We start from the raw sequence: 26,313 nt of genomic DNA, 5'->3' as shown, positions 1-26,313 counted from the left end.
TGGGTGAAGTTTGGCGCGATCGACATATTTTGCCTATTCTACAACTGCATTGAAATCTGGCGCCGTCATCTGGTTGGCGCTTCTGTAGCGATCGCGCCCTTGTCGTTTCGCATCGTACAATGCTCGATCGGATGCGGCTATCAGTTCATCCGGCGATTTTTCGCAGCAGGGAATCACAGTCGCAATTCCCATGCTCACAGTCACGATCGAGCTCACATCAGATTGCTCGTGAGGGATTCCCAAATCTCGGATTGCCTGACGCATCGACTCAGCAACCGCGATCGCCCCTGCAGCATCCGTACTCGGCAGGATAGCAGCAAATTCTTCGCCCCCATACCGCACAAACAAATCGGTGGAACGCTTAACCGCCGCTGCTCCGGCTTTCGCGACTTTCACCAAACAAGTATCCCCAGCTTGATGTCCGTAGCAATCGTTATATCGCTTGAAATAATCTACATCCAACATAATCAACGAAAGCTGTTGTTTGGTCTGCATCAGCCTATGCCATTCCGACTGCAATCGCTCATCAAAACAGCGGCGGTTTGCTACTTGTGTTAACCCATCTGTCGTAGCAATTAATCTTTCTCGTTCCGCCCGGTGTCTTAGCATCTCATCTGCCCGCTTGCGTTCTGTAATATCAGCAAAAGTCGTCACTACTGCATAGGGTTGAGACTCATTGAGATGGAACAGCGGTTGAGAATTAATCGAAATCCAAGTCAGCGTTTTATCCGATTTGTGAATGCCCATCACCACATTCGATCGCCCTTGTCCCGTGCGTAGGGTGAGGATTGCCGGATGCTGTTGGCCCGGGAACGGTTGGCCATCCTCCCGAACGATTCGCCACTCTAAATCTACGGATGTGCGCCCCATCATTTGCTCGGGGGTCAGCCCGAGAATTCTTTCGGCACTAGCATTACACGCAGTAATTTGTCCGTTTGCTAGCTGGAGTACGACACCTTCTGTCATGCTAGTAATCACAGAACGGTAGCGTTCCTCACTTTCCTGTAATTGACTCAGGAGAATGTTTTTGGCATCAAACTCTGAAGCCAGATGCAGGCTGCTTGCCAGAAACCCGGCCATCAGTTGTAAGGTATGAATATCTGGCTCTGTAAAGGCACAGGGTGTAGCTGAAACAACTTTTAAGACGCCAACCCGATCGTCCTGATAGAACAAGGGAACAACCACCAGTGACCGGATACCAATGCGCTCACAGGCAGCCCGATCCACCCGTGCATCGGTTTCTGAATCCTGGCAAAGCATGATTTGGCCGGTCGCAATACATTTTCCCGATAAACTTGTCGCTACTTTGATCCGTAATCCCACATAGGCGCTGGCGATACCGCTCGCCGATCGATACACCAACTCATCCCCTTCAAGCATTTCAATCACGGCCCCATCGGCGCCGATCGATTTTTGAGTTCGATCGGTAATCACCGCCATCACTGCATCCAGGTTAGGATTGCGGATGGCGATTTCCTGTTGGGTGGCAATCACCACAGCCAGACGCTGGAACTCTTGTTGTAAGGCTGCTTCTGCTTGCTTGCGATCGCTGATATCCTTCATAAAGCAGTGATGCCCGATCGATCGCTCCTGCGAGTCGTAGGCTGCCAAAAGCACCACCTGCTTGTAAAAGATCGAGCCATCTTTCCTGATACCCCGGGCCTCAACCTCCACTCGGCCCTCGGCTAGCATTTTTTGATAAGCCGCCATCATCCTGTGGCAATCGTCGGGATGAACTGTTTTCTGCCAATTCATACCAACCATTTCTTCAGGTTGATAACCTGCTATATTCGCGTAGGCTTGATTAACGGTGATGTACCGCCCGAAAATATCCAGCCGCGAGATGCCTTCGACGGCATTAGCAAGAGCTGTACTCAATTCTCTGAGTTCTGTTTCCGCCTGAACAAGATCTGTAATGTCTTGGGATGTACCAAACAACCGAATGACTTGTCCCTCTGCATTGAGTTCGGCCTGTCCTCTGGCTTCGATATGGCGGATAGAACCATTCGGGAGCAGGATTTTGAGCCGCAATAGATAAGGCACTCCGCGAGTGAGCGCTCGTTGAACTACCAGGTGTAGCTGTTCGGCACTTTCGGGATGGTAAAGCAGCAGGTTTTCTTCATAAGTAGGTTCGCCCAGGGCCCGGGATCGTCCCACAATCTCGAATAGTTCGGGAGACCAGGTAATTTTATCCGTAATCACGTCCCATTCCCAGCTACCCATGCGGGCAACCCGCTGGGCTTCTGACAACCGGGTTTCACTCTTTTGCAGGGCTGTTTCTGTCTGCTGGCGGTCGGTAATATCCTTTTCGTTGACGAGCAACATCGGGTTGCCTGTTACCGGGTCGTCGGTACACCGCACGTCCATCCCGTGCCAGCGAATTCCCGCCAGAGTCATCACTTGAGCTTCCGTGCTAAAGACCTCACCGGACTTAAGAACTGCCATTGCTCGCTCTCCTACCTGAGGGTCAACAAAGCGGCTCAGAAAAGCATTATCTGTCGCAGAGCCAGGGTGCAGCGCCTCCCCGTAACAGCGCAAGGCCGCCGGGTTTTGCAGCAGCGGCACACCTTCGAGAGTGTAAAGCGAAACCATGAGCGTGGTGTGTCGGAGTGCCTCGATCGATCGCAGGGTTTCCGGCTCGATTTGATGAGCGGTTTCGACCGTACCCTCGACCAAGATTGCCAAACGCCCATTATCAATCCTGATGCCAGAACACCGACAGCCGACAGAAACAGGCTCACCGCCCGGATAAAACGTCCACTGCTCGGACAAGGTTTGGCCTTGCTCAAACTGTCGCACATAGGCCTGCAAGCGAATCCGAGTAGACTCTGACAACATATCCCTAAAGTTGCGGCTCGCGAGTTGCTGCCGCGTCGCAGCATTCCACAGGTACAAGGATGCTTGGTTGGCCCACCGGATTTGCCAATCCTCAATATCAAATATCCAGATCGGGTTTTGCAACAAGTCAAAGGCTTTGAGGTGGACAATATCCCCGCTCAGGGAACAGGCAAACTCTGGTTGTAGACAATTTTGATGATGGACTCTTGGCGCGCTTTCTGTATTGGGATCAGTTTGATTCGGTTCTGTTTCGAGTTCCGGCGGTTGATTTGGCCCCAGCACCGGGCGGTGAGATTCCAAGTGCCGCATCCTCAACCCGATGTGCATTGCCACCTGTTGCAGGATCTGAACGTCGAGAGGTTCCCACTGACGCCGACTTCGGCAGTGATGAGCAATCAACAGTCCCCAAAGCTTCGGAGATTGCTGCTGTTTGTCATCTAGCAAGACTGGCGCAACTAAATTTGCCTGAACTTGGAGGCGATCGAGCAATTCTACATAACAAGCTTGAAGATGAGCGCTGGGAATATCAGAAATGCTGCTCGTTTGTCCCTGGCTGTAACGCTCTACCCAGGTAGCTTCCAAGCAAGGAGCGTAAATCTGTTTTCCTACGATTCGCGGCCACTGGGCATCAACCGATTCAGCCCATACTACGCCATTTCCTTTTGGTAGGAAGCGATAAATAATCAGGCGATCGGTTTCCAGCAGCACCCTGGTTTCTTCTAGCGCACATTGCAACATTGTCTCCAGCTCCACGAAATCGTTGATTTGAAGTGCAATTTCAGATTTTTTTTCTATGATTTTCTCTAACGACCAAGAGAAAGTCTGTTTTGTAGACATCTCCGTGTTCCTTTTTTTTAAAGCTATTTGTTACTATTCTACCCCGCAACAAATAAATCTAATATTTTTTTCAATCATAAGAATCGGTTTTTGGGTTTATCTAAAAAAATACTTGACTTGTGTTAAAAAAATTGGTAATACTACAAGTCGTTGTTTTTGGGAAGTTAGGCAATAATCTAAACTCTCCTGTATGTATTTTGCCTTTTCTACGGCGTTTGTTTTCTAATTACGATCGGAAATCTCCTGCACCAACTATAACAAATTATGATTGAGTTAGCTAATTTATAATTTAATATCAAAAAATTAACGCTGTAGAAGTTTTATAATTGAATAATTATGTTGTGAAGTTTAGTAAACTAGAGTCCACTCAATTTTTTCCCACACCGGGTTTTTTACTAAAATTCTTCGTTGCATCCCTTGACAATAGTTAAAATACCCGATTTTTTTGGTGTGTATTTTTGGAAAATGGGGATAAAATTTATTAGTGTTAGCCCTGAGAACTTAACCGGATTTTTCAACCCCGTTACTTCGTTCAAACTGACATCTTGCACCATTTTCAATAAACTTTTTCTGCCCGGGTTCTCATGCCCGACCCCTACTACCCACAAGAAAATTTAATTTTTTTGGAACCCACCGGAAAGCCTGTTCATGACAGAGGTGCGCTGGGCGTGAGTTCCAACCATCAATAAGAGTTAAAAAACGAGGTTGATGAGAGTTGAAGTGCGGGCAGGACTGATTGTCAAATTGAGATTTTGCCCGAAACGAGAAAAAAACGCGACAAAACCTGGTAGCAACCGGAGGTCGAACCCAGCATCGCATTTCCAGACTGGTGTTGGAATCAAGACCGCACCTAAAAACTGCCGAGTTAATGATCGTAAACAGGATTGTCTTTAGGACTAATTAATTTAAGCAACTTTTGCTTGATCTGAGCATCGAATACTTCCCATTTGTGCCTTGCATAATCGCTATTTTCATTCCCGCCCGAAAGAAATCCCACCGGAATTTCAAAACCTCCTGCTTGACTTCTGCCACCACCAAAAAAGCGTCCTTGAGCATCTTGACCGAAGGCTTCTTTAATGAATTCGTCGGGGTCGAGAGTCAGTTTATTAGTTCGCAGCGACCCAATTACTACTTCAATCTCCTCATCTTTGTCGTGAACAATTGCGTAAACAACGGCTGTATGTACGTTCTCTTCTGTTACTAAAAAGTCCGCCGCTTGGGGAATAGAATCCCGATCGTCATAGCGGAGGTAGCCGATGCCGGCGATCGAAAAATTGTTCTGGACAGTGCGGTGTTTGAGCGATCGCTCGATCGCGTCCATCACCCACTTAGAACGAGACGACTGCAACACCGCATTCAGCAACTGCGGGTCGTAAAACCGGCTCAAATAAGCCGCAGCTAAAAAGTCCTCCTCCTGAGCTTGTCTGAGGGCGATCGTATCCGATCGCAAACCGTGCATCAAAGCTGTAGCGCACTTGATGTGCAGGCTGACGCTGCCGTCGAGAGCTAAAAGTCCAGACTGTAAATACTCGGCAAAAATCGTGGCTGTAGCGCGGATTTGAGGGCGCAAATCGATAAATTCTGCGTTCATTTCCCCCTGCAAATTGTGGTGGTCGATGACGGCGGCGATCGGAACTCCAGCCGCTAAAATATACTCGGTTAAATTACAAGTCGTCCCTTGATTGTCGATGAAAGCGCAACCCTGAAACACCGACAAATCCTTAGTTTTTAATGTTTCCACCGTCCACCGCTGCAACGGCAACCCTGTCAATTTAACTAAGGCAATATTTTCTTGGTGGCTGAGGGCGCCGGCGTAGATAATCTCGCATTGGATATCGTACTGTTCGGCAATTAATTTGTAAGTCCAAGCGCTTGAAAGTGCGTCGGGGTCTGGAAAATCTTGCAGTAATATTAATTGGCGATTGCCTTTGTGCCGATCGAACATTTGGCGCAATTGCTCGACTTTGCGATCGTGCAATTCCTCGCGGAGACGGCCGCGGTTCTCTTCGGAAGCAACTTCGGCTTTGCTGCGCCGTTTCGCAGGCGCACTCGCTGCGGGTACAACCTCGCTGCTGGTATCAACTTCACCTTCGCGGTTGCCCGATGTTCCATCGGAATTGGTAAGGGCGTGGTCTTTCATCATTAAAAATTAACAATTTAACTATTTCAGGATGTGCGCGACATTCTATCTTAAACCCAGTTTCTTTGTAGATGCCTCGTTGTCAAAGCCAATACTTCTGACGAGAAACCGGATTTAAGAGCGTAAATTCTCTCTTTAATTTTTTAATTCATGCAGAGAGTGTGTGTTGCGAGGAACGAAGCAATCTCATAACTAACAACTCCTGCAAAAAACCCCCGCGCTTGCGCTGACAGGGGTTTTAAAGGCCTATTACATATTTTTGCCATTCTTTGTGCATACCGCTCTTAACGTGTTTAGTCACTTCAAAATAAAGACCGCTGTGAGGTTTCCTCGGCGGATAGCGCAGCGGCATTCCCGCTTCTTTTGGCGTGCGGCTGCCTTTATTGACATTGCAGCGGACGCAGGCGGTGACGAGGTTTTCCCAACTGTCGCCTCCTCCGCGCGATCGGGGAATTACATGATCGAGGGTTAAATCGTCGCCCGTATAACTGCAGTATTGACAAGAGTGTGCATCCCGGTGCAAGATGTTCCGGCGGGTCAGCGGAATATCTTTATAGGGAACTCGGACATAATGCCGCAGTCGGATCACAGTTGGTAGCGGGAAGTTTGGCGCAATAAATTTCCCGTTGTGTTCTACCTGTTCTGCTTTTCCTTTCAGCAACAAAACTACCGCCCTTCGCCAATTGGTGATGTTAAGGGGTTCGTAGGAGGCGTTCAGCACCAGAACATTGCCCATTGTTGATTATTAAAGAGAATATTTTTTTCGATATTAACACAGGTTCCACTTTAGGTGGGACGGCTTCAGGAAGAGCGAGGCTCAGCAAAAACCGCACCTTTACCCTATTCCTTCGCGCCTGCGCCCCCTATGGCTGCATCTATTTTCTGCCGTCCGTGTTTCTCAGCGAGCTTTTTTCCCGGAGTTTTGGCTTAGATGAGGCCAGTGTGTGCGATCGGCAAAAATTTGCAAAATAAATTTTATTTTTTTCTCTAAATGCCTAATCTTCCCGGCAACAAACAGTTTAACTTTTTAGACTATTAGTAACCTTAAATGAAAAAGCTTATTACTGCTCATGAAATTTCGGCTCTTAAAGTCTGCTTTGAGCGCGTCAATTATTGCCCTTGCTGCTCCGATTTTAGCAAACAGTCCAGCCTTTGCCCAAGCGCCTTCATTCTTTTGCGGCGCTGCTGGCGGCCGCCCAGCTACAATTGCTGTCCAACAAGGCAAAAATATTCCCGTCATTTTGTGGCTAGCTGATAACTATTTCAATGAATCAGGAGAAGATGCGATTACTCGGTGTACCAGAGTCTCAGGAATTCTCAACAACTCGCAACCGCAAGGAAGCTGGGACAATATTGTCACAGCAGGTGCATCCACCACCGGTCAACTAATTATTTGTGCAGCTAATCCTCAAGACGGTTCCTGTAGATTATTATATCAAGTACCCAAAGGTCAAAATCCCGAACAAGCCCGACAAGAACTCTTAAAAAGAGTTACAAATCCTAATGTAAGTGTTTCGCCTGTTAAAGTAAATTGATAGTCATAAGTTATTAGCTACAGGTAGAGACACGGCAATGTCCATTGGTGTCAACTTAAGCTTTTCGTCTGCCAGTCCTCCCGCTCACCCGGCAGTCCGCCAGGGAATGAATTCCCTGTCTAATAGCTAAAGTCCTCTCAAAGAGGACTGAAGAACTCATTAGTCCTCTTGAGAGGACTTTAGCTGTGAGGCAGGGGTTTCAACCCCTGTCGGACTATCGGTTTAACGTGAAGTTGACACCTATGGGCAATGCTGTGTCCTACGTGCTAAAGTCATGTATGACCCTACTTGCAGATAGTTGAAACTCTTGTAAAATACTTCGGTTGAGTGGTGAAAAAATTGCAGCTTTGCTTCAGCAATTCTTCTAACCCTTCAACCTGCCTCAACCAGACAGTGCCGTTGCTTCCAGCTACAGCAATTTGCTTTCCATCTCGGCTCCAACTGACACTAACAACATTCTCCTCGAACTCAAATTGAGCAACCTGCCGCCCCGCTAAATTCCACAGCCGTACAGTCTTGTCAATTCCCACTGTAGCAAGCCGTTCTCCGTCGGGACTAAAACTAATTGATTTCGCATCAAAATGCAAGGTTTGAAATTCCTTAACTAATTCTTTTTCTGACAGATTCCACAGCCCAACTTTGCCATTCAATGTTACTGTAGCAAAGCGATACTGGTGTTGAGCAGGAGTGAAACTGAGCCCAATTGCCTGAATAGGCAGTGTTTTTTTCAGCTTGCCCGACAAATTCCAAAGTCGCACTGTAGATTTGCCATCTAAAGTCGTTATAAAATCGCCGTTTGGGCTAAAATTTACGCTTCTCACTAAGCCGTTGTGACCTGGGAGTTTCAGGCTAGACGATACTAATTGTGGCAGTTTAGACAAATCCCAAATTGCAGCATAGCTGTCTATCCCTGCCGCCGCTAATAACTTTCCGTCGGGACTAAAACTGATGCTGGTAACAGAGCCTTGAATTCCTTTCAAAGTAGAAATATTTTTACCTGATAAATTCCATATTTTAACACTGCTGTCCCTTCCGGCGGTCGCTAAAAAATTACCGTTCGGGCTAAAACTTACCATATTAACTGACTGCTGTAAAGCTTTCCATTCAGCAATTTTTTGCCCGGAAAAGTTCCACATTCTAACTCGACCGTCTATTCCTGCGGTTGCTAAAATGTGCCTCTTTGGGCTAAAAGCGACGCTGGTAACTGCACCTTTATGAGCGGGCCAATTTATCTTTCTTTGCGGACTTAATGAGGCTTTGAGCTGCTGTGTTTCACTAATTTTATCGAGAATAATTTGTAAGGCTAACAGCGGTCTAGTTGCCGGGTATTGTTCTAGCTTATGTTTGTTTTCAACCAAGGTTTTTAATTTTTTCCCGGAGGCGATCGCCCTCAGTAAAGCTTCTGATAAAGCTTCGCTATTTTCTGTCTTTTGAGAAACAGCCAACAATAAAGCATCGCTGCCATTTTGTTCGATTTCAATACTTGCTTGTGCTAGTTTAAACCGCTGGTAAGCGAGAGTTGAAAAGCCGATCGCCGCCAGTAACGATGCTGCCAGTACCGCAGAACCGATGCCGATCCACTGTTTGGCTTTTTGTTTGGCAGAGTCAGCTTCACTCCAAGCTTTTTCGGCATCCCAGACAGCTTTTTTGGTTTCTAGTGTAGCTGAATGCAGCAGTTGATTTTGGTCGCTCAAAATAACTTTCTGGCTGGCAGTCAAAAACTGAAAATCTTCGTTTCTCAAACTTTTTCCTGCCGCCCAAACTAATGCTGACTGCAAATCATTCCCTCGCAACAGTTGGGAATCATCTTCACAGCTAGAATTTAGCCAGAGTTTGATCGCTTCCGAGTAAGGCGAGAGTTTTTCTAATTTTTCTTCAATTAATTCTTTGTTAAATACAGCTTCATAAATAGGATTAGAAATTGTTAATTTTTCCCCGCGCTTAACGATTAATCCGCTTAATCGCAACTCCATTTGTTCGGCACTACCATCGGGGACAATTTCAGTTTGTTGTAAAATTTGCTGATACAATCCCAGTCTCCTGACAATGCGCTGGTTTTCTTTGAAAAGCCGATCGCGAATGGTGGACAAATGTTCTGGGACATCCTGAGATTCCCAATTCTCCACTATTTTCAAGCGCACTACCTTCTCAACCCACTCTTGAGAAGTGTGAATTTTATCTTTTTCCCCACCTTGCCAAGCAGGGGCTGCATCTTCCTCCCCCCCTTGGCAAGGGGGGGCTGGGGGGGGTAAATTCGGGATTAATTCGGCATTTTCCAACAATAGTTTGCACAGCTTTTGAGTCAGGAACGGCTGCCCGCCCGTCCAATACAAAACCTCTCTCAAAACTTGATTAGGGCAGTTTGTAAACTCTGCCAACCCCGCTGCTAGCGGTTGAGCTTCTGTTTCGTCAAAACCAGTTAATTCGATCGCCTTGCCAATATTAAAAGGGGTATTGCTGCTGGCATTTTTCTCGCGGCACAAATCCGTCGGCGATGCTACGCCTAAGAGGGCCCAAGTTAGGCGATCGAACTGGGAATTGTTGGCGCGCTTGTTGTAGCACGAGCGAATTAAGGCTAAAAAATCGTCGGCGGGAAAATCTAGGGCGAGAATGCTGTCGATTTCGTCAATAAAAATGACAATATTGCTGGAAATGTTGGGTAACAGTACGGCTTCGATGAATTCGCTCAATCTTTGAACCGGGGTTAAAAAATTGCGATCGCGCCACCAAGTCCGCACGTTGACAATATCCGACAGGTTAAAGTTATTTTCCAGAATACGTAGCAAACCAGCATACCACTGTTCGGGAGTGACGCCGCGGTTGCCAATTTCCGAAATGTCGATCGCAGCACAAGCAATTCCTTCGTTTCTCAGCCGCTGAATTGTCCGCACCTGCAAGCTAGATTTGCCCATTTGCCGGGAATTCAAAACATAGCAAAATTCCCCGGCTTTCAATCCGTTATAAAGGTCGTCGTCGGCTTGCCTCTTGACATAATTCGGAGCGTTATTTGTCAAACTTCCACCGACTTGATAGTAACTGGGCTTTGTGGTAAAATTCATATAACTTATTCGGCGGTTGAAACCGCTACTATACAAACAAAATCTGCCTTCGCGGACTGAAGAAGTGAGGCGGTATTAAAGCATAATTATGTATGATAAATTGTAACACAATACAGTTATTCGGCGGTTGAAACCGCTCAAGAGTCAAACAAAGTCCGCCTTCGCGGACTGAAGAAGTGAGGCGGTATTAAAGCATAATTATGTATGATAAATTGTAACACAATACAGTATGAAAACTGATTGGACAGGATATAACGACGACAAAGACAAGTTAAGAGCTGAAATTTGGTTTTGGCTGAAGCATCAAGCCGCATCTATTGGCGATCCGTTTGGTCATATCCCCAACTTTGTCGGTGCACAGGTGGCGGCAGAAAGATTGGCAAAGTTACCAATATGGCAACAAGCAAAAACGATTAAGTGCAATCCAGATTCGCCACAAATTCCGGTGCGGATGCGAGCTTTGCAAGATGGAAAACGCCTGTATATGGCAGTACCGCGATTGACAGACGAGCGCTGTTTTGTAGAGTTAACTGCTGAAGATTTGCAGCGGCAAAATATATCAATTGCCGAAAGTGCGATCGCCCGCAAAGCACTCGCTTGCGGAAAATTGGTAAGTTTTGCAGAAATGGAGCCGATTGATTTAGTAATAGTCGGCTGCGTAGCGGCGGCGCCCAACGGTGGAAGAACCGGGAAAGGTGCAGGATTTGCCGATTTGGAATTGGCTATGTTGAAGGAATTCGGGTTAGTACAAATCGATACGCCAATTGTAACAACAGTGCATCCTTTGCAAATAGTCGAAGATTCGCGTTTACCAATGCAGGCTCACGATTGGGCGCTGAATTGGATTGTTACTGCCCAGGAGGTAATTGAGACTAATACAAGTTATCCGCGTCCTATTGGGTTAAACTGGGATAGTATACGGCCGGAACAGTTGGAACAAATTCCAATTTTGCGAAAGTTGAGAGAGCAAGACTAGATATAGTTCTTTCAATTTATCACTCCCAATTATTTTGACTGATTCAACTGGCTTGGCTTCATCCCTAACCAAATTTGTTGTCCTGTTTCCTTGAATGCAAGCACCACTACATCAACTGATGAGCCAACTGCTGGATAATCAGATGGAGTCATATTACCTTCATCTGTGAAATCGGGGATTTGAACAATACCCGTAAACTTTATCCCTGGAAGGGCAGCGAATATCCCAAAAGGAAAATGCTGGGTGACTACTCCTTTCAATTTAGTTCCAACTTTTAGAGACTCTTTTATTTCTTCCCATGATTGTTCGTTAATCATTTTATTTTGCAAGCCTCATAGTTGCATTATTAAAACATCTCTTAATATCTACTTTGTTGTGAACACGCGCCATGCAATGAAAGCTGTAAAGGCTAGATAACCAAACACGGTTATCCAATCTAGCCAATTATCGGATGTTATCAAAAAAATATCGTTCATCGGTATCATTCACCTGATTATTACTTACCGCACTTACGCACAAAATTTTACACGATCGCGCTCAAGTGCGATCGAAAATATTGTCGGTACAGTTCGCACCTCGGCACGCACTCGTTCCCCTGCAATCTCACCAACCCCAAACTGTCCAACTTAAAAGCCTGCATCGCCTTTAATGGCACCGGACAATCCGCAGTCACAATCTCTCTCATCCCCTGCGCTAACTCAGGATATTCTTCCAAATTCCACAACTGCCGGCGCAAATGGTCGCTGTAAATTCCCGCATCTGCGATCGCAGTTTCTTTTAATTCATCGAGTGTCAAACCCGAGCGCGAAATGTGATATAATGCAACTCGCACTAAATACGGATGTCCGCCGACAACTGCCATCAATTCCTCAACTTCTGCCTCCGACCAATTCAAGTTGTGCCGCGCTGCTAACTCTTGTACTTGCTGATGGTTGAATTCCGGTAAATCGACGGGCAATCCGACGTTGAAAGGCGATTGATTGATGTTCATCGGGATGTAAACTTCGGTGGAGTGAACTACAATTAATCGCAGTTTTTTCCAGATGTCGCGCCGCTTCGATTCTTCATGCCACGCCCGCAGCAGTCCTAAAAAGTCTTCGGCAATGTCGGGATATTGAAAAACGCGATCGATCTCGTCTAATCCTAAAATTAAAGGACTGTCGATTTGCGGTAAAATGTATTTTTCAAAGTAGTCTTTGCAGTTGACTTTGCTGCCGAAAATTTCGTCCCAATAATCGTCTAATTGATTGGGTAAGTGCAACTCGCGGCCGACGTAAGCACAAAACCACTTTAAGAATTTATCTAAGTTGGCAAATACGCCTTTATCTACTAACTGAAAAGTTAGCGGCACGGTGCAATAGCCTTGACGAGCTCCGTGATGCAAAATTCTTGCCATCAAGGAAGTTTTGCCCATTTGTCTTGGTGCTTTGATTCTAATTAACGCGCTGGGCTGCACAATAGTTTGATAGCAGCGTTCTTCGATGGGCGGGCGTTCTACATAAAATTGAGAAGCGACATCGACTTGTCCTCCCGGTAATTCAGGTTCGGCGGCGGGTAGAGGTATTTCGTCGCTGCTAATTTCTAATAGCTGTTTTTGTGTTAAATCTTCCGTTTCTTCTATGACGGGTGCGGGTTGTTCTGCTAGTAAATTCAGAACCTCTTCGATAATAATTGGAGTGTCGGCGCTGGTTTTCCATTCCCTCTGTTTGATGCGGTACAGATAGCCCCGCAAGTCGTGATTTAGAGGCGCGTTCAGGGGAAAACCGACGCGGATGGGGAGAATTATTGGTTTTCTGTCAGGGCGGGAGTCTTGCAGTTCTTTTGCTTGCTGAACTTGATATGTTAGCAGTTCGCTTTGGTTTCCCGTTGGTGGCAAAAGTATCAGCAAATAATCGCATTCTTGGAGGAAGAAATTAATGCGGTCGAACCAATTATCTCCTAATCTAATGTTATTTTCTGCTGTAAAAACTGTATGACCGATCGCGCTTAAGGCCGTTTCTAACTGTTTTCCTAACTCGCGATCTGGTTCAGCGCTGCGATAACTGACAAATACTTTAACAATTCTGCTGCTGGCTGTATCTTCCGCTGGCGGCGAATTTTCCAGCTCGTCTAAATTTTCCGGTTCCTCAAGTTTAGCCGATCGGTGGTCGCTAGCAGCCAGAGTCATTTCAAAAGCCGCGAACAACTGGCGAATTTTACTCAAATCCGCACCTTCTCTACCCTGCTTAATTTTGCTGACTGTATCGGCGCCGACGCCAGACTCAGCCTCGATTTCAGTCAGAGTACCTCTAATGTTATTTCGGTCAGACCATTCTTGGAGCGCCTCGTTAAGTTTCTTTAAGCCAGAGGCAGTGAGAATGCGACCGCGATCGCGTTTTGACTTGAGCACTTCGCTTGCAGTGAAAGGGGAACGAATCTAGAAATTTTAACGCCTTAAGTTCCTATTTTGGGGGATTTTAAGGGAGATAGTCCGCGAGGCGGAATTTAAGAAATTTTACGGTCAGAGGTTTTTTGGGCGATCGACTCCTCAAACTCTGTCCTGATAACGGCTTCAACAGTTGAATATATTTGAGGAGAAAAAGTTTTTCTTAACTCCCCAATCTCCGCCGCTAATCACCGCTTAACTTTTTAGAGTAGATACACCAAGCAAAAAAGGAGCAGCCAAATGAGCAAAATCTTACACAGACTGGCAATGGCCGCTTTGGGAACCGCCGCCATTTTCACAATTAATACACTTAATAATTTAACAGAAGCATCAGCCGCTGGTAAATTTGACCAACCAGAAATTTATCAAAACACAATTTTTCCACTTGGTGTACCGGGTCAGTTGCATAAATAGGGCAATTCATTGATTGATTGATTTAATTGAATTAAGGAGAAATTATGAAGTCTACACTGTGTTCGCCACAACCTATAGCTACCAAATCTGACTCCGTTGATGCTGAGGCGATCGATGCCTGCACAGCCCTTGCATGGATGGAATTGGTAGCATTAGATGCTAGCGCTCTCACGGGGGATGATTGGCTGGCTTTGTGCGATGATATAGATAGCGGGGAAATCTACCGCTGCTGGTTTTTGTGGCGCGATCGCGAAGTTAGCGGTAATTGGGAAGCTTACGATCCTTTGAGCGATCGCCGATTCGTTGCGAAAGGAAAAGTTTTTCTCAAAGCTGCGATCGACTCGCTCGAAGATGCTAGAAATCGAGAAGTCGCCTAACTTGAAGTCATCTCAGGCGAATAAAATTTGTGCCTGCAAAACAAGAATTCTGCCAAGAGAATCCGCCAGTGTACAAAGTTTTGTCGGCCTGCGCGATACTGGAACAAAAAGGGGTAATAGAACCGGATTTGATAGGAGTGCCGGAAAGGGAATACTCCCAAAGAAAATAAAAATATTACGGCTGCGGGCAAGAGTTGACTGTATGATGCTAGGTGCTTCGTCTCGAAAGCGGTTGATAACGTTTTTCCAGTCGCTTTCTTGCTGCAGCCGTTAAACTCTTTCTCTTCAAACATGACTCTAAAACTGCGATGGCTGTTGCCGGCCGCCCTTAGTCTTTTCTCGATCGCCCTGCCCGCAAAAGCTGATACACTAACATCTTGGCACTTCGATCCCAGGGGAAATCAGCTCAATTTAACCACAGATTCAGGAGTTCAGCCGGAAGTCAAACTAATCGCCAATCCCACCCGCTTAGTAATTGACTTACCGGGAATAGTCTTGGAGTATCCCGAAAGTCCTCAAAGTTACAACTCAGCTATTCAACAAATTAGAGTCGGGCAGTTTGACAGCGGAACTACCAGGTTAGTGATACAATTAACTCCCGGTTATAAGTTAGACCCGCAAAAAGTCCGAGTCATTAGAGAATCTGCCACTCGCTGGTCGTTTCAGTTGCCAAATCCCGAGCAAATAGCGGGGAACGAGTCTTTTATACCTACAGCTATTACTCGGATAGAACAAGCAGCAGGTCAAGTTACGCCTACTGTTTCACCGGGAAATCAGAGAAACTATTCCACTGATTTGGTGATGTCAACCGGCTCGGAAATGACAGCCATCAAGCCTCAAATCGAAAGTGCGATCGAACAGTATAGATCCCTGAGCGCCGGAATGTTTTTTCTGGATTTAGATACAGGCAACTATTTAGATATCAAAGGCGATCGAGTATTTCCGGCCGCGAGTACCATCAAATTACCAATTCTGATTGCTTTTTATCAAGATGTAGACGCAGGCAAAGTTAGCCTAGACGAAACATTAGTCATGAAGTCCGAGTTAGTTGCCAGCGGTTCTGGCACTATGCAAGACGAACCAGATGGAACTCGGTTTAGCATCAGAGAAACCGTAGATAAAATGATTACCATCAGCGACAATACAGCCACCAACATGATTATTGAACGTTTGGGGGGAATTGCTAAACTCAACGAGCGTTTTCGCAGTTGGGGATTAACTGATACCAGAATTCGCAATTGGCTGGGCGATTTTCAAGGAACAAATACCACAAGTTCTGTGGATATGGTAAAGTTGCTGGCGATGCTGTCTCGTGATAAATTAGTTTCTGAATCGAGTCGGGAACAAGCTTTAGAATTACTGCGGCACACAACAACTAGAACGTTGTTGCCCTCCGGTTTGGGGCCGGGAGCAGTGATTGCTGACAAAACCGGAGATATCGGTTTTGTAGTTGGCGATGCTGGAATTATTGATATGCCCAACGGCAAGCGTTATTTAGCGGCAATATTTGTCAAACGTCCTTACAATGACCCGATTGTGAGAGATTTTGTGCGTCGGATTTCGCGGATTGTTTACAATTATTTAGACCAACCTGCGGCGAAACTACCAGACAATTTGCGTTGATCAGACAATTCGGTGATTAAAATTGCTCCTAAACAAACAAAGTCCGCCTTCGCGGACTTGAAGAGAAGATTTTTAATGAGTAATGACTATTCTTTGCGCTCGATGGCTACAGTCAAATGAGCCACAACTGCCCCTACTGTAGCAAGTACAGCAGCAATTGGAAAGACTACTGCGCCTGCAACGCCGCCCACCAATCCCGCCATCAGCGGAATGTCTGCCAAAGTCCGCCCTTGCGAGTTTTTAATGACGAGGCGGCGGAGTTTTCCTTGCTGAATTAGTTCTTTTACTTTACCAATTAGGCTGTCGCCGCTAATCTTAAATTCTTCCACTCTGACTTTTTCCTCTGTTGCAAATTCTGAGGCGTATAAAGGAGTTTCAACTGTTGGGTTGGCTGAATTTCCTGCCGCTGCTGTTTCGTCTTGTAGAATTGTTACTTGTGGTTCTTTTTGTAAGTTCATTTTGTGTAAGGGCGGGTGAAAACCAGCCGTTTAATTTCTATACTCTTATCTTCGGCGATCGCACTTGGGAATGACAGGCAAGGAAACCCTACAATCTGCATTCGTACTTTCCACCCCTGCCTTTTTACTCAAAACATTATTTTTTTCTGGTTAGATCGGGGCGGGTTTATCTATTTCTAAAGGTAGAGAAAATATTTTTGAAACAACCCCTCTCTAGATACAAGTAAGGTGCGTACTGCTAGTCCGGGTCTTGGTGGCGACTGTGTGTTGAATCTTTAATTTGGACACCAAGTGAACTAAAGTCAGGGAAAATTATTAAAATTAAAACTTTATATTTCTAGAATGACTTCAAAAGTGATTGCTATCTAGGCACAATCGACCTATGTCTTGCAATGCCAGTTCCCAAAAGCACCCCAGAGATAGCATCGCATTGGCGGAGCACCATAAAATCAGAAACTCAAACCGAGTACATCAACTAACATCTGAATCCAGATATTAAATTTGCAGATTTACCTCCATTGCTGGATACGAGTCAATTTCATTTCAGCCATCTATTTAAGGAGTCGGCACATCCCCCTACAAATACCCGATCGCCCAACGGGTAAAACGGGCAAAGCAATTGTTGAAACTTTCGAGATCGATTATGGACATTGCCTTCGAGTGTGGGTTCAACAGCCACAGTTATTCGCAGCAGACTGTTTCGGCAATTTACGGGCATGACACTGACACCCGGAGCGATCGTGGAGTCAGGCCGAGTTTGGTTTTACGGGTTTAAAGCTTTACACTTCGTGATCAAGCGGGTTGTCACACAGCAGAAAACTAAACATAGGTTGCTAAAGTTCTGACGTGAGCAGTAGCGGCTGCAACTGTAACTGGTAATCTGTAGCCACCTCCGTGAGTAGAGAGAACTTGACATCCACATCTCTTAGCAAAATCTAATACAATTTCCGTCAGTTTACAGAAATCAGCATTTGTCCAATCTGTGATTCCCTTTCCACAATCATCTCTGTGTGAATCATAACCCGAAAAAATAGCAACTAAGTCAGGTTGCCAGGGAAGGTCTTCTAGAGCTTCCTCAAAAGTGCTGATACTCTGATGCCCGCAGTAGAATCTGCCCGTTATACCCTCTGACTCCAAAACTTTAACAGGAAAAGATTCACTAACGATCGGGATGTTACAGTGTCCCACAGCTTCGGCAACAGTTGTTGTTCCAACCTTCAAGTCTGATGCTTTAGCCATGTAGAGATCGACGCCACTATGAATGCTAATACAATAGATGCTGGGATCGTTGATAAAGATTGACTGAGTTCCATCGCCATGATGAATATCCCAGTCAACAATCAATACTTTTTCAAATCCTTGGGCTTGAGCATATCGAGCAGCAGCAGCAAGAGGATTTAAGAGACAGTAACCGTGTCCCCAATTAATATGAGCGTGATGCCCAACCATACTGAAGCAGTAAGCGCGTTCTAGGTTTCCCTGTTTCATTTGGTCGATCGCTTCCATCATTCCTCCCAAACCGTAGAGATAACCGGGCAAACAATACTCCAAGCCTTGACATTCAATACTCAATTCTGGTAAGGATATGCTGATTTCATCCAGAGGTCGATCGAGGGCTTGCAATATAATCTTTTGAAGATATTCGCGACTGTGAACCCTAAGATAATCACTTATCCTAGCTTTTCTTAAGGGTAATGCAGGATAGTTTTTCAGAGATTTTTTAAGAGTCTGTCTAACTTGGTTGTAGTAAGTAAAAGAATAGCCCGTAAAAGAAATTTCTTGAATGAGTTTGGAAGTACAAAATGTTTGTGGGTGCAGATAGGTGGCAAATCGCATGGCTTTATTTCATCCGTAACGAGCAAATACACTGCTTCCAAGGAATTCAAGCATCATATCAAATCCGGGTTAGCTACCCCCTCGCTCGTGGGGAGAACAAAACTCACTACAACTTCTTATAAATACCCGATCGCGCAATGGGTCAAACGGGAGAAGCAGTTGTTGAAATAAAAAGAGCGATCGATTAAGGAAGCGCGATCGCGGTTATTTGACATAAATAGTTTGAGCGGTAGAGAGAATTTATTGACGGCGAATCCAGTTGGAACCGCGACGAACATGGGATGGGAATTGGGTAATGGGTGTGCGTGCGATCGCGTTGAGCAGCCGCAAATAAATTCCGGCTCTCACAGATAACGGAAATCCTTGCACTGATGCAGATAAGGGCTTGCTTCATATTGAGCGTTTGGGTCTCTAACAATGGGTTTATGATAGTCACTTAACCAAATAAAATTTGAAATATAAAAACACAAACCACACTGAGCGCGGGAATAAAAGAAATTTCTTTTACGGTTCGTTAAATAGGCGAACACAGATGGAACGAACTGGCTAATACTCAATAGGTAAAAGGTTTCAAACGAGCTTCGTATCGCCCGCACCAGCGTAGTATTAGCTAGCCGTTGCTACTCAACGACATAGCCTTCTAAAAGATTTACAAGGAATTCAACCTTTCCAAATAGCTCATCATAAGTGATGACTTGGACATCCTTCAAACCCATTCTAAACAATTCTAAGGACTTCCTTTGTCTTTTATTGACTAATTCATGATGGATGTTACCAATAATAATTATACATTTTGGGTCGAAAGCTTCAAATTTCTCCTCTTCTTCTTCTGAGTTTGCCAGCACCTTATAATTATGCAATAAGGAATTTTTGTAGTTTATAATCTGTATGACTGAGCCTGACAAATCATTTGAAATGTTGTAAACGTCACCTCTGTATAGTCCACCTAAAAGCTTTGTTACGGGAGTTTTGATTTCTATGAGAGCCACATTTTTAGTCGAATGGTTCGTGCATAAAAAATCAATTATATTTCCACCTTTATTGCTTATATCTTTGCCCCCGACGTAGGCTTTATTTTTAATAAAAATGACTGGAAATGAGAATATTTGAGCAAATATAAATGAATTTTCCGCTAATACTCCTTGCCAAAATTCTTCCTTATCATTCTTGTAATTATTTTTCCAAAGTGAAAGAACACTTTTCAAGTTGCTCAAACCAACTGCTGCACTAAGCTTTTGAATATCATCTACTTTAAGAAGCTTTTCAATAATGTCAACAACATCTTCGGCTTTAGTAGAAGGCGTTATCCAGTCGATCAATCTAGCAATTAGGTCAATTCCTGCTTTATGGCTGAGTTCTAAAAGTTTCCGGAGAGTGCTTTCGTCGATAGCTAATGATATATCTTCGTCTACTAGATATCTCAATAATTTTGAGAGTGGATCAACTCCTTCTTTGCGCGCTCGCTCTAAAAAGTGTGCTAGGGCTCTATCAGTAGAGACATCGTGTAACTTTTCTGATATTTGCTCTAATTGTTCAACCTGACCATTTAATTCCGATGAAAAGGGCGTGACTATAGGCATCGCCTTGTACAACTTTTTTAACTTTTGAAGCGTAGATACAGACAGCCCCATAGCTTCAGCAGCTTCTTTGGAACTGCTATATTTTCCAAGGACTGACTCTAATTCACTAATTGCTCTTTGACGACCAACTACATTACCCCACTGTGTAAGAATCCTCACTCTACCAGCAGCACTGTATATCCCGCCTGAATAATTCTTCCATGCCTCATTCAAAGCCTCTTCAAATGTCCACTTAGGATCAACAATATTTGTCATGAATTAGGATATTCACCTTTAGGGAGATTATACAAAGCTATAGAGGTAAGGCTAGCTAACAGCAAAAGCCAGTGGCGGCAGATCACCTTTGCAACCCCACGAGTGGCTTTTATCACATATAATCAACTATAGCATTGTATCTGCCTGCCCTTGAGGCTGGAGAACAAGTATAGTTATACCGATCGCCCATCACAACACCCCAATCGATCGACATTAGCACCCTCATGGCACGCACCTAACAACAGCCCAAATTCTACTCGCCGCCCCAAATTCCCTCACCCGCAGCAGTTCCACAGCAGCAATCAGCACATAAATCATCGCCACTAGCATACATAAGCTTAAATCACCATCAGCGCTACACTAAGTTAGGTGAATAATTGTATATACAGATGACTATTTTTACTCTGCGATCGATCAAAAAAGACTTCGGCATCAAGGAACTCTTGACAGATGCCAGTTTCAGCCTCGATGAAGGCGATAAAGTCGGACTCATCGGCACTAACGGTTCCGGGAAATCCACCCTGCTGAAAATGATTGCCGGTATGGAGTCGATCGACTCTGGCGATCGCTGGGTCAATCCAGGGTCTACAATTGTCTATCTCCCCCAACAGCCGGATTTAGACGAAAATCACACAGTCTTAGAGCAAGTATTTGCCGACAGTGGCGAACAAATGGCTTTAGTGCGAGAATACGAGGAAATTTCCGCTCAACTGTCCCACGGCAAAGGCGATACAGACAAGTTGATGGCGCGTCTGTCTGCGGTGTCTGAACGCATTGATGAGGTGGATGCGTGGGACTTGGAAACCAAGGCGAAATTGATTTTGACCAAGTTGGGGATTGAGGATTTTGATGCGAAAATTGCCGACTTGTCCGGCGGCTACCGCAAGCGAATTGCCTTAGCAACGGCTTTGTTGTCCGAGCCCGATGTGTTGCTGATGGATGAACCGACAAACCACTTGGATGCGCTGTCTGTGGAGTGGTTGCAGAACTATTTGAACGGCTATCGCGGTGCTTTGCTGCTGATTACGCACGATCGCTATTTTCTCGATCGCGTTACCAATCGCATCCTGGAGATCGATCGCGGCGACCTTTACAATTATGCTGGCAATTACGCTTATTACTTGGAGAAAAAAGCCTTAGCTGAAGAATCCGCCGCCAGCACTGTTCGCAAACACGCGGGTGTATTGCGGCGCGAATTGGAATGGCTCAAACGCGGGCCGAAAGCGCGGAGTACCAAGCAAAAAGCTCGGATCGATCGCATTAAAGATATGCGAGCCCAGGAGTTCAAAACAGCCAACGGCAAAGTCGAAATTGCCACAGCGGGCCGCCGGATTGGCAAGAAGGTGATTGAGTTATTGAATATCTGTAAAGCCTATGGCGATCGCACTTTAATTAAAGATTTTACATACAATTTCACACCCGAAGACCGGATTGGAATTATTGGCAGCAACGGTGCGGGAAAATCGACGCTGATGGATATCATCACCGGACGCATTCAGCCGGATTCGGGTACAGTCGAAATTGGCACAACCATTCATATCGGTTATTTTGACCAGCATTCAGAGGATTTGACCCCGAACGAAGACCAGCGAGTTATTGAATACTTGAAAAGTGTGGCGGAATTGGTGCAAACGGCGGATGGGGAAATCATTACCGCTTCTCAAATGTTGGAAAAGTTTCTGTTTCCACCCAATCAACAGTATGCACCGATTAACAAACTTTCCGGCGGGGAAAAGCGCCGATTATTTTTGTTGAAAGTGCTGATGAGTGCGCCGAACGTGCTGATTTTGGACGAACCGACAAACGACCTGGACGTGCAGACCTTGGCGGTTTTGGAGGATTATCTCGAAGATTTTAACGGCTGCGTGATTGTGGTGTCCCACGATCGCTATTTTCTCGATCGCACGATCGACATGGTTTTCGCCCTAGAACCGGGCGGCAATTTGCGTTTGTATCCCGGCAATTATTCGGTGTATTTAGACTACAAGAAAGCCGAAGAAGCCAAAGAAATCAAAGGCCAAAAAGAAAAAGAAAAACTTACACGCACCGCTGAATCTAATAATTCTAAAACCCAAACTTCCACTCAAAAATCTACCAAAGTTTCCTTTAATGAGAAGCGGGAATACGAACAATTAGAAAGTCAAATTCCACAGATGGAAGCAGAGAAACAAGAGATTGAAAAGAGGTTGTCTAACAATGCTCCCAGCGGGTTTGCCGAGGTGAAGAAGTTATCGGATCGTTTGGCTCAGTTGACGCAGCAGATCGATCGGGCGACTGAGCGCTGGTTGGAATTGGCGGAACGGGTGGGTTAATTTGGGTTGTCCGAGTGTTGTCTTTAGCTCCTGCTCACCATGACAGGAGCTAGAGGAATTATGGCTGAAAAGTTTTCCTGCTGAAACGAATATATATTGACAAATTTCAATATTTTTTTCTTTTTGTATTATAAATAGTAGTGTAAAAAAATATTAGGAATAATGCTTGTTTAGCAGACAATTTGGCAACCTTTGACAATTTATTACCTAAGTGTGATGAAGCTATGGTACTATTAAAGTTATAAAATCGGTTGCTTGTTACTACTCTCAAGCAAACTGACAAACAAACTTAAGACGAGTAAAAGTCTGAAATCCTTGTTAAAGCTGCAAGGCGATCGGAAACAGCGCCAAAAAACCCGCTTTTTTTGCGAGAGCCTCAAGTAAAGCTGTATGTCAAAAACTGTGAAGACCCGGAGGGTGGGATTGACACAAGCAGTGAATATGCAGTAAAAGTCAGCGTAAGCAAATAAGACTGGCAGCAGAAAACAGGGACTAAAAGGCCCAAAACAGGTAAAAAAAAAGTCGATCGGACAAAGTAAGTTGGCCGAGGACTAAAAATATGGTGATGAGTGAGATACAATTGACCTGTTCCGAGCCAAGAATGGGTCAACATCACAAGTATCCTGTAGAAGTCAAAAGTTAACAGTCTCAGGGTTGTCGAGCAGCGCGAATCAGAGAAAACTATGCCTCAAAAAGTAATCGCCAAACAGATGTCTTTGGAATCAGCGTCCGATCCGATCTCCGTGGTTGCGACCGTCGAAACAGTGCCAGCCGAAGCAGTGGCAGTAGAGTCCTACGCCGATCGGTTGATGGACGAACTGTTTGAAGGAGTCGATCGAGCATTCGACGGCAGCGACGGACTGCCATCGGAACCAGTGCAGCCTGAATTCGTGGCGCTCAAGTCGATCTCGGTACCTCAAATAGTTTTGTCGCAGTTGGCATCCCCCCAGCCGCAGCGGGGCGAAAAAGACGTAGAAGCGATCGCCCGCCAAGTCGCCCTAGAAACAACCAAAAAACAGCAGTCCAAACAATCATTCGACAGACTCCTGCTCGGAGCAGCCTTTGGGTCGCTCCTGCTAGTCATGGGGTTGTGGCTCGCAAGCAGGTCGGGACTGGTGCGCTTGCCCGCCGCCTCCGCACCAGAGAGGTCCGTAGCAAGTGGCAAAACAGCACCAGACACCCCGTTTGTCGAATACGTGCAGCGTTCGCTAGAAGCGATCGAACAAAAAAAAGCACCCCTGGCCAACCCGCAACTTGCAGGAGTTCCCGGAGTTGCCACTCCAGGGACGCTGCCGAGCATTTCAATTTCCGGCGCGCCGCCGGCAACCGCAGGTCTTTCGACAGCAGTCAACCGCATCGCTGATGCCCTAGAACAAGCCGGCGCGCAGCCGGGGGCACCTGCACCCCAAATCGTAGTCATCCCTCCCCCCGCTCAGGTGACTGTGGCTCCGGCTGCTCCGGTAGCTGCTGCTCCGGCTGCTCCGGTAGCTGCTGCTCCGGCTGCTCCGGCTGCTCCGGCTGCTCCGGTAGCTGCTGCTCCGGCTGCTCCGGCTGCTCCTCAAACCGCCGCAGTTTCGCCCTCGCCAACGGCTCCAGCCTCCGGTCGAGCGATCGCCGCCGCCGGCACTCGATCTCCCCTCGCCGCTTCCCCTTCCCCGTCGGAGTCTCCACAGCCGAAGATTTTGGCTCGCGAAACCGAACCGGCACCAGCACCAGCGCCCGCAGCCCAGCAATCCGCGCCCGCGCCCGAGCAATCGGCACCGGCCGTCAGCAGCGCCCCGACTTCCGCCCACACGCTGGTAGGGATTTTGGAGTTGGGCGACCGATCGGCTGCTTTGTTTGAAGTAGACGGCGTAGCCCGCAGAATTTATGTCGGCGAAAGCATTGGCGCTAGCGGTTGGACGCTGGCAGAAATCAAAAATCAAGAAGCCGTTATCCGCAAGGGAGGAGATGTGCGATCGGTTTTTGTCGGCCAAAAGTTCTAATCAGTTATCAGTCATTAGTCATCAGTCATTAGTTATGAGTTAGGTCATCGGTAATCAGTAATGGGCAGCGATCGGGCTGTATATCACGAGCAGTGAAAACAGTTATAATATAAGAACCGCCAAGACGTTCTTAATGGCTGAAACCATTGCTCTTATTACTTCTTGCTTCTATCCGTTAAATCGGTTAGCCAATTCGTTGCCGAACTTTCTTCTGCTATAACTAACAACTCAGGATCAATAATCGATCTCCAGTGACTAAGAACCAATGACTAATAACTAATGACCAATGACTAATGACCCAGGACTAATGACTGAGGAATTATAAAAAATGGGCTTATTTGATGATTTCAACCGCTTTCTAGAAACCCGATTAGAAGAATTTTTGCGTAGCAATCCCCATCTGGAATTGCAAGCAATAGAAGAACAACTGAAGGAACAAGAAGAAGACACTCTGCGGCTGATTCTCGATATCCAAAAACAAGAGAAAAAACTGCAAGCCGAAATTCTCTCCGCCGCTCAAGAAATTCAGCGTTGGAACGATCGCATCAACAAAGCTAAAGCTGCTCAAAGGCTCGATTTAGCTCAAGCCGCCCAAGAGCGGCAAGCCGCTTTGCTGCGTCAGGGAAATCAGCGCTGGGGTCAAATGCAAGGCTGCAAAGAACGGATTGAAAAAGCAAAAGAACTGTACCGCCAAATTCAAGTACGGCGAAAAGAAGTCCGAGCAAAAGCCGCAGAAGCTGCAACTCGCACGACCACTAAAACAGAGCCAAATTGGGATACAAAGGGTTGGAATCAGAGTTCAAATTATAACAGTTTTAATGCGGCCGATCCTTTAGAAGAAAAGTTTCAACGCTGGGAAGCAGACGAAGAACTCGATCAAATGAAGCGGAATATAGGCCGATAGTTACCGGAAATTTGGGTAAAAGCCCCCTCCTAGGACGGCTTTAATTAATCCCGCTTGATGATGAAATTCCCTTAATATAGTCGTCAATCCACTCAGAAACAGGAACTCCCTTTTCGTCCGCCATTTTGGCGATCTTCTCTTTCAATTGTTTGGTTGTTATAACATTTATTCTCTCAGTTTTCATCGCACGTTATCCCATGGGGATATAGAATAGTAGTATTCCCCAGGTAGAATAACCGCCCATCCACATGAGATACCAAGCTCAAACGACTAATCGGGAAATAATAATAGCTAGTGGATGGCGAACATCACAAAAAATATAGCTTAGCTAACTAACGTAACCTCCAACCAGAAAAGTAAATTCTGGGAATTTAAACGATCGTACCGTAGGGCATACGGAAACATGAGAAGTAATTCTCAAACGCTTGGGGAGACAAAACCCTCTGGGACTAACTAAATTAGGCTCAATATTTGGTTCAATCGAACGGATATTTCGTTTAAGAACTGCCACTCCGATAGATAGCTTGGCGTTACTGATTCACGGTATGAATAAACTTTTCGCTTGATCTTACAAAACTCACCATCAAGCGTGCCCATAGCAATTGCGAAATCTTGAATTCATACCTGTATTCAGCAACGCCCAACGTCATATTTTGGAATAATATCCGTGAAGATTAAGCTGTTATATCATGTCCGGGTAATCAGTTATGATAAATAGGACTGACAGAGCAGCGATGGCAATTGTTCCTACAAGCAAGA

General features: G+C 45.7%; 18 protein-coding genes. 9 read left to right on the top strand and 9 right to left on the bottom strand.

The window, feature by feature from the left end:
* Positions 1 to 33: 33 nt before the first annotated feature.
* The 3 genes from QUB14_RS21090 to QUB14_RS21080 form a co-directional block, all read right to left on the bottom strand.
* A complete protein-coding gene (locus tag QUB14_RS21090; protein ID WP_333218687.1) occupies positions 34 to 3,675 on the bottom strand; it encodes a diguanylate cyclase domain-containing protein in 3,642 nt (1,213 codons plus the stop codon).
* 865 nt (positions 3,676 to 4,540) lie between these two features.
* On the bottom strand, positions 4,541 to 5,818 hold the full coding sequence (locus QUB14_RS21085; RefSeq protein ID WP_333218686.1) for a bifunctional oligoribonuclease/PAP phosphatase NrnA: 1,278 nt from the start codon (positions 5,816 to 5,818) through the stop codon (positions 4,541 to 4,543).
* Between the two features lie 235 nt (positions 5,819 to 6,053).
* Positions 6,054 to 6,551 carry an HNH endonuclease gene (locus QUB14_RS21080; RefSeq protein ID WP_190659271.1) on the bottom strand — a complete coding sequence of 166 codons (498 nt, stop codon included), beginning with the start codon at positions 6,549 to 6,551 and terminating at the stop codon, positions 6,054 to 6,056.
* Positions 6,552 to 6,885: 334 nt separating this feature from the next.
* Here QUB14_RS21080 and QUB14_RS21075 point away from each other — a divergent pair, with 334 nt between their 5' ends.
* Positions 6,886 to 7,350 (top strand): COP23 domain-containing protein, encoded by a 465-nt coding sequence (locus QUB14_RS21075; protein ID WP_333218685.1) that lies wholly within the window; start codon positions 6,886 to 6,888, stop codon positions 7,348 to 7,350.
* Positions 7,351 to 7,634: 284 nt separating this feature from the next.
* Here the strand turns inward: QUB14_RS21075 and QUB14_RS21070 are convergent, their stop codons facing one another.
* Positions 7,635 to 10,409 carry an AAA-like domain-containing protein gene (locus QUB14_RS21070; RefSeq protein WP_333218684.1) on the bottom strand — a complete coding sequence of 925 codons (2,775 nt, stop codon included), beginning with the start codon at positions 10,407 to 10,409 and terminating at the stop codon, positions 7,635 to 7,637.
* A 229-nt stretch (positions 10,410 to 10,638) separates the two neighbouring features.
* Here QUB14_RS21070 and QUB14_RS21065 point away from each other — a divergent pair, with 229 nt between their 5' ends.
* Positions 10,639 to 11,385 (top strand): 5-formyltetrahydrofolate cyclo-ligase, encoded by a 747-nt coding sequence (locus tag QUB14_RS21065; RefSeq protein WP_333218683.1) that lies wholly within the window; start codon positions 10,639 to 10,641, stop codon positions 11,383 to 11,385.
* A gap of 29 nt (positions 11,386 to 11,414) precedes the next feature.
* On the opposite strand, the gene QUB14_RS21060 is transcribed toward QUB14_RS21065, so the two are convergent.
* Positions 11,415 to 11,702, bottom strand: coding sequence for a S1 RNA-binding domain-containing protein (locus tag QUB14_RS21060; protein ID WP_333218682.1), 288 nt, complete (start codon positions 11,700 to 11,702; stop codon positions 11,415 to 11,417).
* Between the two features lie 206 nt (positions 11,703 to 11,908).
* A complete protein-coding gene (locus QUB14_RS21055; RefSeq protein WP_333218681.1) occupies positions 11,909 to 13,774 on the bottom strand; it encodes an AAA-like domain-containing protein in 1,866 nt (621 codons plus the stop codon).
* A gap of 276 nt (positions 13,775 to 14,050) precedes the next feature.
* Here QUB14_RS21055 and QUB14_RS21050 point away from each other — a divergent pair, with 276 nt between their 5' ends.
* The 3 genes from QUB14_RS21050 (at position 14,051) to QUB14_RS21040 (ending at position 16,224) form a co-directional block, all read left to right on the top strand.
* Positions 14,051 to 14,224, top strand: coding sequence for a hypothetical protein (locus QUB14_RS21050; protein ID WP_190659259.1), 174 nt, complete (start codon positions 14,051 to 14,053; stop codon positions 14,222 to 14,224).
* Between the two features lie 44 nt (positions 14,225 to 14,268).
* On the top strand, positions 14,269 to 14,601 hold the full coding sequence (locus QUB14_RS21045; protein WP_242718204.1) for a hypothetical protein: 333 nt from the start codon (positions 14,269 to 14,271) through the stop codon (positions 14,599 to 14,601).
* A 291-nt stretch (positions 14,602 to 14,892) separates the two neighbouring features.
* Complete coding sequence (locus tag QUB14_RS21040; RefSeq protein ID WP_333218680.1) at positions 14,893 to 16,224, top strand: serine hydrolase; 1,332 nt, start codon at positions 14,893 to 14,895, stop codon at positions 16,222 to 16,224.
* Positions 16,225 to 16,310: 86 nt separating this feature from the next.
* On the opposite strand, the gene QUB14_RS21035 is transcribed toward QUB14_RS21040, so the two are convergent.
* Positions 16,311 to 16,682, bottom strand: a complete 372-nt coding sequence (locus tag QUB14_RS21035; protein ID WP_333218679.1) for a DUF4342 domain-containing protein — start codon at positions 16,680 to 16,682, stop codon at positions 16,311 to 16,313.
* Positions 16,683 to 17,301: 619 nt separating this feature from the next.
* On the opposite strand from QUB14_RS21035, the gene QUB14_RS21030 reads away from it, so the two are divergent.
* A complete protein-coding gene (locus QUB14_RS21030; RefSeq protein ID WP_333218678.1) occupies positions 17,302 to 17,457 on the top strand; it encodes a hypothetical protein in 156 nt (51 codons plus the stop codon).
* A gap of 44 nt (positions 17,458 to 17,501) precedes the next feature.
* Here the strand turns inward: QUB14_RS21030 and QUB14_RS21025 are convergent, their stop codons facing one another.
* Together QUB14_RS21025 and QUB14_RS21020 are read right to left on the bottom strand one after the other, a co-directional pair.
* A complete protein-coding gene (locus QUB14_RS21025) occupies positions 17,502 to 18,518 on the bottom strand; it encodes a histone deacetylase (protein WP_333218677.1) in 1,017 nt (338 codons plus the stop codon).
* A gap of 620 nt (positions 18,519 to 19,138) precedes the next feature.
* On the bottom strand, positions 19,139 to 20,353 hold the full coding sequence (locus QUB14_RS21020; RefSeq protein WP_333218675.1) for a Shedu immune nuclease family protein: 1,215 nt from the start codon (positions 20,351 to 20,353) through the stop codon (positions 19,139 to 19,141).
* Between the two features lie 389 nt (positions 20,354 to 20,742).
* On the opposite strand from QUB14_RS21020, the gene QUB14_RS21015 reads away from it, so the two are divergent.
* From QUB14_RS21015 to QUB14_RS21005, 3 genes are all read left to right on the top strand, one after another.
* Positions 20,743 to 22,665: an ATP-binding cassette domain-containing protein gene (locus QUB14_RS21015; protein ID WP_333218674.1), complete on the top strand. Its 1,923-nt coding sequence runs from the start codon at positions 20,743 to 20,745 to the stop codon at positions 22,663 to 22,665.
* A gap of 683 nt (positions 22,666 to 23,348) precedes the next feature.
* Positions 23,349 to 24,650 carry a hypothetical protein gene (locus tag QUB14_RS21010; RefSeq protein ID WP_333218673.1) on the top strand — a complete coding sequence of 434 codons (1,302 nt, stop codon included), beginning with the start codon at positions 23,349 to 23,351 and terminating at the stop codon, positions 24,648 to 24,650.
* A 328-nt stretch (positions 24,651 to 24,978) separates the two neighbouring features.
* Positions 24,979 to 25,554 carry a TIGR04376 family protein gene (locus QUB14_RS21005; protein ID WP_333218672.1) on the top strand — a complete coding sequence of 192 codons (576 nt, stop codon included), beginning with the start codon at positions 24,979 to 24,981 and terminating at the stop codon, positions 25,552 to 25,554.
* Positions 25,555 to 26,313: the final 759 nt, after the last annotated feature.

The sequence above is a fragment of the Microcoleus sp. B3-D2 genome (genome assembly GCF_036705345.1).
In the GTDB taxonomy this organism is placed as follows: Bacteria; Cyanobacteriota; Cyanobacteriia; order Cyanobacteriales; family Microcoleaceae; genus Microcoleus.
This window is presented reverse-complemented; position numbering and strand designations above follow the sequence as displayed.